Source organism: Pseudonocardia sp. ICBG601 (genome assembly GCF_020496245.1).
Map to the genome: position 1 here is coordinate 25912 of NZ_JAHLJA010000219.1, position 8597 is coordinate 34508.

Annotated in this window: 3 protein-coding genes and 4 pseudogenes; 2 read left to right on the top strand and 5 right to left on the bottom strand. The window is 72.2% G+C overall.

The features are described from left to right. Positions 1 to 435 precede the first annotated feature (435 nt). Complete coding sequence (locus tag KPL57_RS61610; RefSeq protein WP_226359039.1) at positions 436 to 1860, top strand: ferric reductase-like transmembrane domain-containing protein; 1425 nt, start codon at positions 436 to 438, stop codon at positions 1858 to 1860. Between the two features lie 24 nt (positions 1861 to 1884). Here the strand turns inward: KPL57_RS61610 and boxB are convergent, their stop codons facing one another. The 3 genes and pseudogenes from boxB to KPL57_RS61625 form a co-directional block, all read right to left on the bottom strand. Beyond that, positions 1885 to 3297, bottom strand: a complete 1413-nt coding sequence (boxB, locus tag KPL57_RS61615; protein ID WP_020625593.1) for a benzoyl-CoA 2,3-epoxidase subunit BoxB — start codon at positions 3295 to 3297, stop codon at positions 1885 to 1887. Positions 3298 to 3300: 3 nt separating this feature from the next. Further along, a pseudogene (boxC, locus tag KPL57_RS61620) lies at positions 3301 to 5014 on the bottom strand (2,3-epoxybenzoyl-CoA dihydrolase). Between the two features lie 187 nt (positions 5015 to 5201). Next, a pseudogene (locus KPL57_RS61625) lies at positions 5202 to 6876 on the bottom strand (IS1634 family transposase). A gap of 268 nt (positions 6877 to 7144) precedes the next feature. On the opposite strand from KPL57_RS61625, the pseudogene KPL57_RS73525 reads away from it, so the two are divergent. After that, positions 7145 to 7486 (top strand): annotated as a pseudogene (locus tag KPL57_RS73525) (DUF3558 family protein); the annotation flags it as partial. A gap of 101 nt (positions 7487 to 7587) precedes the next feature. Here KPL57_RS73525 and KPL57_RS61635 read toward each other — a convergent pair. Further along, positions 7588 to 8031, bottom strand: a complete 444-nt coding sequence (locus tag KPL57_RS61635) for a hypothetical protein (protein ID WP_226359040.1) — start codon at positions 8029 to 8031, stop codon at positions 7588 to 7590. A gap of 69 nt (positions 8032 to 8100) precedes the next feature. After that, positions 8101 to 8597: pseudogene (locus tag KPL57_RS61640) on the bottom strand (2-aminobenzoate-CoA ligase); the annotation flags it as partial.

Below are 8597 nucleotides of genomic sequence, written 5' to 3' on the forward strand. Positions count from 1 at the left end.
GCATGACCGCGCCGTTGAGGACGCAGAACACCGCGAACACCAGCGTGATCAGTGGCGACAGCACCACGGCGAGCACGAGCGCGCCGAACACCGGGTTGCCGCTCGACCCGGCGATCGAGAGCACCCACCCGAGGAGCACCGCCGTGGCGAGCAGCCAGTAGGCGTTGCCCAGCCGCCGGGGATCGCGCCGGACCCGCCGCATGGTGACCACCGTGACGACGACCGCGACGACGACGGGCAGCACGACCGCGAGGACGGTCACGAGCAGGAGGAGGTTCGACTCGGACATCGACGTCGATCCTCGTCGCCGCCGCGCGGACCGGCCCCGGGCGGTGCGGACGGCCACCCGGTCGTGGCGGTCGGTGGTCGCGTCGGCGCGCCGAACACCGGGTCCGGCGACGGCGCCGCCCGGCGGTCGGGGAGGACGACCACACTGTGTCATCCCTCTTCGCCCCCACCGTCCGGGTGCCCGGTGGCCGCTTCAAACCGGACCCACCGGTCCCCGCACGCGACGTCGCGCGCGCCGACCGCAGGGTCCGCCGTGCGTCGGGGGTGCTCGCCGCCCTGGCGGTGCTGCTCGTCATCGCCTGGTGGGTCGACGGCGGCGGCCCCGTCGGGCTGCTGGAGGGCGGCACCAGCGCGGTCGCCGAGACCGGACGGCTCTGTGGGCTGCTGTCGTCGCTGCTGCTGCTCGGGCAGGTGCTGCTCGCCGCCCGGATCCCGCTGCTGGAGCACGCGTTCGGCCAGCGGCACCTCATCGCGCTGCACCGCGGGACCGGCATCGCCTCGTTCGCCGGGGTGCTGGCGCACGTCGGATGCGCGAGCTGGGCGCACGGCCCCGCCGGCGCCGGTCGTGTCCCCGCCGGCTTCTGGGAGCTGACCTGGACCTGGCCCGGGATGGCGGTCGCCTCGCTCGGGACCGTCCTGGTGGTGCTGGTCGTCGTGACCAGCGCACGCTGGATCCGCACCCGCCTGCGCTACGAGTGGTGGCACCTGCTGCACCTGTGGGGCTACGCCGGGGTGTTCCTCGCGCTGCCGCACCAGCTGTGGGCGGGGCGGGAGTTCACCACCTCGCCGTTGCGGACGGTGTTCTGGTGGGGGTTGTGGACCGCCGCGGTGCTCGCCGTCGCGGTCTGGCGGGTCGCGGTCCCGGTGGTGCGGTCGCGCCGGCACCGGATCACCGTCGCCGCGGTGCTGCCCGAGGGCGACGGCAGCGTGTCGGTGCACATGACCGGCGAACGGCTGCGCGAGCTCGGCGCCTCTGCCGGGCAGTTCTTCGTCTGGCGGTTCCGGTCCGGGCGCGGGCTGGCCCGCGGGCAACCCGTACTCGCTGTCGGCGCCGCCGACGGCCCGCTCGCTCCGGATCACCGTCAAGCAGCTCGGCGACGGGAGCGCCGCCGTCCCGAACCTGCGGCAGGGCACCCGGGTCTACATCGAGGGCCCCTACGGCAGGCTCACCCCGCGCACGCGGACCAGCCCGCGGGTCGCGCTGATCGGTGCCGGCGTCGGGATGACCCCGTTGCGGGCGCTGGCGGAGAAGTTCCTCAACGAGTCCGCCGACGTCGTGGTGGTGCACCGCTTCACCCGCGAGCCGCTGTTCGCCGGGAGTTCACCCGTCTCGCCCGGGAGCGGAAGCTGCACGTCGTGACCTCGCCCGGGCCACGCCGGCGGTCGGGGTCGTGGTTCGGCGCCGACGCGGGCCGGGCCGACGCCCTCGCCGCGCTGCGGGCCCGGATCCCGGACATCGCGGTGCGCGAGGTGTACGTGTGCGGACCCGGCCGGTGGACCGCGATGGTCCGGCGCACCGTCCTCGCCGCCGGGGTGCCGGAGCGTCGCGTGCACGTGGAGAACTTCGGCTGACGGGCGGTCCGGGAGCCCCCGGGGTCAGGCGAGGTGGACGTACTCGTACTCGACGGGCTTGCCGTTGATCCCGTTCGACGGCGGCGCGATCCAGCCGGCGATCTTCCCGGGCTCGTAGACCGGGCGCATCAGGTTCTGCACGAACGTCCGGTCCGCCTCCGACGGCAGCCAGTCGTCCCGGCGGGACGCCCACACCTCGGACGAGATCAGGTCGCCCTTCGGGGTCAGCTCGTGGGAGGAGAACAGCCCCACCTGCCGGTTGAACCCGACGTGCGGGAGGTAGACGCGGTCGTCGAACCCGTTCTTCTCCAGGATGCGGTTCCAGCGCTTCAGCCCGGAGCCGCAGTCCTTCACGTACTCGTTGCGCAGGTCCAGGTTGAGCGCCAGCAGGGCCGGGACCTCGTCGGTGACGACGCGGCCGTCGCGGACCTGCTCCATGCCGTAGCCGTCCTCGGTCAGCACATGGTCGTCGCGGCGCCGCTCCTCCTGCCAGCGGCCCTTGAGCCCGGCGGTGAAGTAGTTCGCGGCGTTGGTCGACTGCTCGGAGCCGAACAGGTCGAGGCTGACCGAGTAGTGGAAGTTGATGTACTTCTGGATCACGTCCAGCGGGATGCCGCCGTGCGGGGCGATGTCGGCGGTGTCGTGCTCGCGCATCAGCTCGCAGGTCCGCTGGATCACCCGGTCGATGCCGGTGGTGCCCACGAACATGTGGTGGGCCTCCTCCTTCAACATGAACTCGCAGGTGCGCGAGAGCGGGTCGAAGGCGGACTCCTTCAGCGTGCCGAGCTGGTACTTGCCGTCCCGGTCGGTGAAGTAGGTGAACATGAAGAACGACAGCCAGTCCGGGGTCTCCTCGTTGAACGCGCCGAGGATGCGGGGGCTGTCGAGGTCACCGGAGTTGCGCTGCAGCAGCGCCTCGGCCTCCTCGCGGCCGTTGCGGCCGAAGTAGGCGTGCAGCAGGTACACCATGGCCCAGAGGTGGCGGCCCTCCTCGACGTTGACCTGGAACAGGTTGCGCAGGTCGTAGAGGCTGGGGGCGGTCTCGCCGAGGCGGCGCTGCTGCTCGACCGAGGCCGGCTCGGTGTCGCCCTGGATGACGATCAGGCGCTGCAGGTCGGCGCGGTACTCGCCGGGGACCTGCTGCCAGACCGGCTCGCCGCGGTTCTCACCGAACGCGATCCGGCGGTCGTCGCTGCGCTCGGCCAGGAACACGCCCCAGCGGTACTCCTCCATCGCGACGTGCCCGAACTGCGCCCAGCCCTCCTTGCCGACGTCGACGGCGGTGCGCAAGTAGACGTCCTGGGTCGGCACGGCCGGGCCCATCGTCTTCCACCAGGTGAGGAAGTTGGGCTGCCACGACTCCAGGGCGCGCTGCAGCTTGCGGTCCCCGGCGAGGTCGACGTTGTTGGGGATCTTCTCGGAGTAGTCGATGCTCATGGCTCACACCCGCTTGCGGTCGAAGTCGGCCCTGCGGCCCGTGCCGTACTTGCGCAGCGCGCCCTCCGGCCCGGAGGCGTTCGGCCGCACGAAGATCCAGTTCTGCCAGGCGGTGAGCCGGCCGAAGATGCGGCTCTCCATCGTCTCCGGCCCGACGAACCGGTGGTTGGCCTCCATCCCGGTCAGCGCGTCCGGCGACAGCGAGGCCCGCTCCTCGAGCATGATGCGGACCTCGTCGTCCCAGTCGATGTCGTCCGGGGCGTCGGTGCCCAGGCCCAGCTCCAGCGCCTCGCCCGCGGTGAGGCGGCGCCCCACCTCCTTGCGCAGCACGGCGACGTGGTCGTCGTCGCCGTGGAAGCGGCTCGCCAGCCGGGACGGCCCGTTGGGCATCGGGAACGTGCCGAAGTTCGACGCCGTGAGCATGATCTGGGCCTCGTCGCCCTGCTCGTCGCCGTCCTCGTCGAGCGTGCCGTCGAGCATGTACTGGCGGTCGCAGGCCAGGGCCAGCTCCAGCAGCGCCCCGGCGAAGCAGGACCCCGGCTCGATCAGCGCGATCAGGCTGCGGCTGGTCACGTCCAGGCGCTTGAGGGTGCGCTTGAAGTAGTGCCGGATCTCGTTGACCAGCCAGTCGTCGCCGGAGTGCTGCTCGATGACGCGCTCGAACGCCAGCGCGTCCTCGACGTCGCCCCGGGTGCGGATCACCCAGGTGCCCAGCTCCGGTTCGTTGCTGCGCAGCCGCAGGATCAGGTCGTCGAGCTGGCGGGTCATGGCCAGCGGCCAGAACTCCGCGCCGAGGGCGTGGACGCGCTCGATGCTCTCCGGGACACCGCCGGCGGGACCGTCGACGGTGATCTCCACGAGGCCGCGGTCGCGGTCGAACTCCGCCCGCACGTGCGGGTAGGTGATGCCGTCGGCGGTCTCGGTGCGCTCCAGCGGGGGCAGCTCGATCCCCTCGCCCGCGGGCAGCCGGGTCGACGCCGCCGCGGCCTCGACCGCCCGCTCGGCCACCGTGGAGTCCCAGCGGCGCTTCGGGATCACCTCGTCGACGAGCTTCCACTCGACGGCCTGCTTCCCGCCGAAGCCCTCGGGCTTCGTCGCGAACACGTCGGCGCGGTCCTTGCGGACGCGGCGCTTGTCGGTGACGCGGGTGAGGCCGCCGGTGCCGGGCAGCACGCCCAGCAGCGGGACCTCGGCAGGGAGACGGTGGAGGAGTTGTCGTCGATCAGCAGGATCCGCTCGCAGGCCAGCGCCATCTCGTAGCCGCCGCCGGCGGCGGTGCCGTGCCGTTGACGGCGGCGATCCAGGTCTGGCCGGAGTGCGCGGTCGCGTCCTCGATGCCGTTGCGGGTCTCGTTGGTGAACTTGCAGAAGTTCACCTTCCACGGGTGCGAGGACCCGGCGAGCATCCGGATGTTCGCGCCCGCGCAGAAGTTGCGGTCCTTCGCGCTGGTCAGCACGACGGCCCTGACCTGCGGATGGGTGAAGCGCAGGCGCTGGGTGATGTCGTAGAGCTCGATGTCGACGCCGAGGTCGTAGGAGTTCATCTTGAGCTCGTAGCCGGGGACGAGGCCGCCCGCCTCGTCGACGTCGAGCCGCACGTACGCGACCCTGGGGTCGTCCGGGTCGATCGCGAGCTGCCAGTGCCGGTAGCCCGACGGGTCGCGGTCGAAGTCCACCCGGGGGACGTCCGTGCCGGCGACCGGGTCGTCACTGCTCATGGAGTCCACTCCTCCTCGCGTCACTGCGACGCTGTAAAGACTACAACCAAGCGATGCTGCGACGGAAGAGTGTGGAGTGTTCGGGGTCACGGACGGTGTCGCCGCCGTCCGTCCCCACGACCAGCCCGCGGTAGCCCGTTCTGCGAATCACACGTGGCGGCGTCCGGCCTGACTTCGGTCACTTGTCTTAGTGCTTCGCCGCGGGCTGACGGAGCGCGTCGAGGAGGGCCTGTTTGTCGGCGGGGACGGCGGGCGGGAAGGTCTGCTGGGTGCCGTTGATGGCGATGGTGGCCGAGCGCAGTGTCGGAGCTGGCGGACGACGTTGCGGATGGTGAGCCCGGTGCGGTTCTGGATCTCGCGGGCGACTGCGAGGGCGGTGAACACGATGGTCAGGTGCGCTTCGATGGACTGGCGTTGGTGGTGGAACATCGGGCGGGCGCGTAGGTCGGTTTTGCTCATCCGGAAGGACTGCTCGACGTGCCAGAGGTCGTGGTAGTCGCCGATGATCTCCCCGGCCGCTGCGCCGCCGCCCGGGATGTTGGTCACGTAGCCCTTCAACCCGACCAACCGGTATGCCCGAGCCAAGGAGGCCTCGTCCAGGGCGCGGAGCCGTTGGTGACCTTGACGAACCGCGGTGTGGCGCGCGGGCTTCTCGCCGGCGATGACCTCGCGGGCCCGGTTCTCCTGCAGGGTCAACGTGCGCCGGTCCCGGACGGCCCGCTTCGTGGAGTAGGCCCAGACCGCCCGCCAGGATCCCGGATGCTGGTTGGGGTTCCAGACGGGCTCGGCCTTGACCTTCGGGCTGTTCTCGCTGCGCCCGGTGCGGCGGTCGCGTGGTGTGAGGGTGTCGATGATCTGCCCGTCGACGAAGGCGTCGCCGTGCCAGTGGAAGTGCGACTCCAGGTCAACCGGGGCCTTGGTGAGTCGGGAGCCGACGATGAACCGCAGGCCGGCCTCGTCGAGGTCGCGCAGGTTCGCGGCCGAGAGCATCCCTGCGTCGGCGACCACGACCATCCCGCCGGCTCGACGGCAGCTGGTGTCGGGCCCGGAAGGCCTCGATGATCGGCAGGATCGTCGCGGTCTCGGTCTTGTTGCCCTCGAAACAGCCGATCTCGAGGGGGAACCCTGCGCGATCGACCAGCAGCCCGACGACGACCTGCGGGTCGACCCGGCGTTCCTTGGAGAACCCGACCTTGCGCAGGTCGTCCTCCTTCTCCGCCTCGAAGTAGAGGGTGGTGACGTCGTAGAGAGACACAACGACACATCCCCACTGCCACGGGCGTGGGTGAAGCAGGCCTCGCGATCTCGTCGCGGTAGCTGCGCCCGGTGCAGCGCAGCAGGGTGCGGCGCATCGTCTTTTCGCTCGCCGCGGTGACGCCCAGACCGGCCAGCACCCGACCGGTGTCCAGGATGGACGTGGGCTCGACGATCCGGGCGATCACCAGTCGCGGAACGTGTCATCAGCGACCTCTGCGAACCCGAGGCCCGCGTAGACCTCGGCGAGGATGTCGAACAGCACCCGCGACCCGGTCGTGATCACCTGCGGGCGCACCCACCCGCCGGGTTGTGGTGCTCGGGGCGCGCCGCGGCATCTGGCCGAACAGCCCCTCCTGCGTGGCACCGCCGGCCGCGGTGGGCGCGATCAGCTCGGCCCGCCGGGGTGACGGCGCGACGCCCAGATCCAGGGCCTGCTGTGCAGCGTCGTCGATCAGCCCACGGGCCTGCTCGACCAGCAGGCCCAGCTCGGCCTCGGTGTGCGCTGACCCGACATGGGCCACGATCCGTCGATGGCCCTGCACGGACTCGGCGATCTGGACCGCGGTCGCCCCGGAGGCCGTCCGTACCCGCCTCACCCACGCCACCTGACCGAGCGTAGAGCACCGAATTAGTGCCTCACACCGCTCCCGCGCAAACACATCACCGCAGCTCAGCGCAGTACAAGCTGCGAAACCAGGCTCGGGTGACCAAAGTCAGGTCCGGCGCCGTGCATGATCCATTCGTGAATCGACCCCAGCTCGCGGGCCTCGCGCTCGCCACCGTGGCCGTGTCCCTGCTCGCCGGGTGCGCCGGCGCGGGCGGCGGATCCGCCGTCGGCCCGACGGCCGACGCCCCGCGGACGCGAACCTCTCGGTGCCGCCCTGCTCCCTCGTCCCCGACGGCGAGCTGTCCGGCCTCGGCCTCACCGGGCCGGGGAAGGCCACGGGACAGCCCGCCCCCAGCTGCCGCTGGGACACCGCCGGCACCGGCGGGGGAACGACCGGGTTCTCGTACTCGATCCCGACCACGCTGATCGTCGCCGCGCAGCCCGGCGCCTACGACGCCGGTCTCGCCCAGCTGCGGGCCCAGGGCAGCACCCTCACCGAGGAGACCCTCGACGGGCGCCGCGCCGCGGTGTCGGAGACCGAGGGCACCTGCATGGCCGTCGTCGACGCCGGGTCGGGGGCCCTGTCGGTGGTCGCGTCGGCCCCGACGGATCCCTGCGGCGCGCGGCCGGCGGGATCCTGGAGACCGCGCTGCGGACCGCCGGGGCCTGAGTCACCGCCGGGGTCCGAGTCACCGCCGGGGTCCGGGTCTCAGCCCCGGTTGCGCACCGCCGCGGACGGGACCTGCTTGCGCAGCTCACCCGTGTCGTTGCGGACGAAGCCCCGCGCGGTGAGCCAGCCGGTCACCGGCTCGGGGTCGGGGTGGCCGTGCGGCACGACGTTGTAGAGGTAGTTCAGCCGCCGCCGGCCCGCCTCGGCCTCCAGACGCTCCAGCACGAACGAGCCGACGCCGGTGTGGCCGGCAGCGGGGGCGACCAGGACCAGGATCTCGGCGTCGCCCCAGCTGCCGTCGAGCCTGCCGTAGGCGACGGTCGCGCCGTCGGCGTCCTCGACGCGCCACCACTCGTCGCCGAGCGGGTCGCCGTCCCCGGGCCGGCCGAGGCCGAACAGCGCGGGGTCGAGCCCGTCGAGCACCCGGCGCTTGCGGTCGTCCCAGGTCGCGGGGGTCTCCGGGATCCAGTCCCACGTGTCCACGCGGCCTCCTCGCCGTCGGTGTGTCCGGTGAGTGAACCCCGGCGGGGCACTCCGGGTCGAGCGAACGTCCTACATCGAGACACCCGGAGGGGCCTCAGACCACGGTCTCCGTGGTGCCGGGGCGGCCGGCGGCCCCCGGCAGGGCGGCCGCGTGCGCGCGCAGCCGGTAGCGCTGGATCTTCCGGTGGGGGTCTTGGGCAGCTCGTCGACGGTGACCACGGCGCGCGGCCGCTTGAACGCGGCCAGCCCCTCGCGGCAGAACGCGACCAGCTCGCTCTCCGACGGCGCGCCGCCGGGGGTCGCGGGGCACCACGAACGCGACCGGCTTGTCCAGTCCGTCGTCGTCCGGGATCCCGACGACGACCGCCTCCACGAGCCCCGGGTGCTCCAGCAGGCGGGTCTCGACCTCGCCGGGGGAGACCCAGATGCCCCCGACCTTGAGGACGTCGTCGGCCCGGCCCAGGCAGGTCCACGACCCGTCCTCGCCGCGGACGTACTGGTCGCCGGTGCGCATCCAGCGGCCCTGGAACACCGCGCGGTTGACCTCGGTGCGACACCAGTAGCCG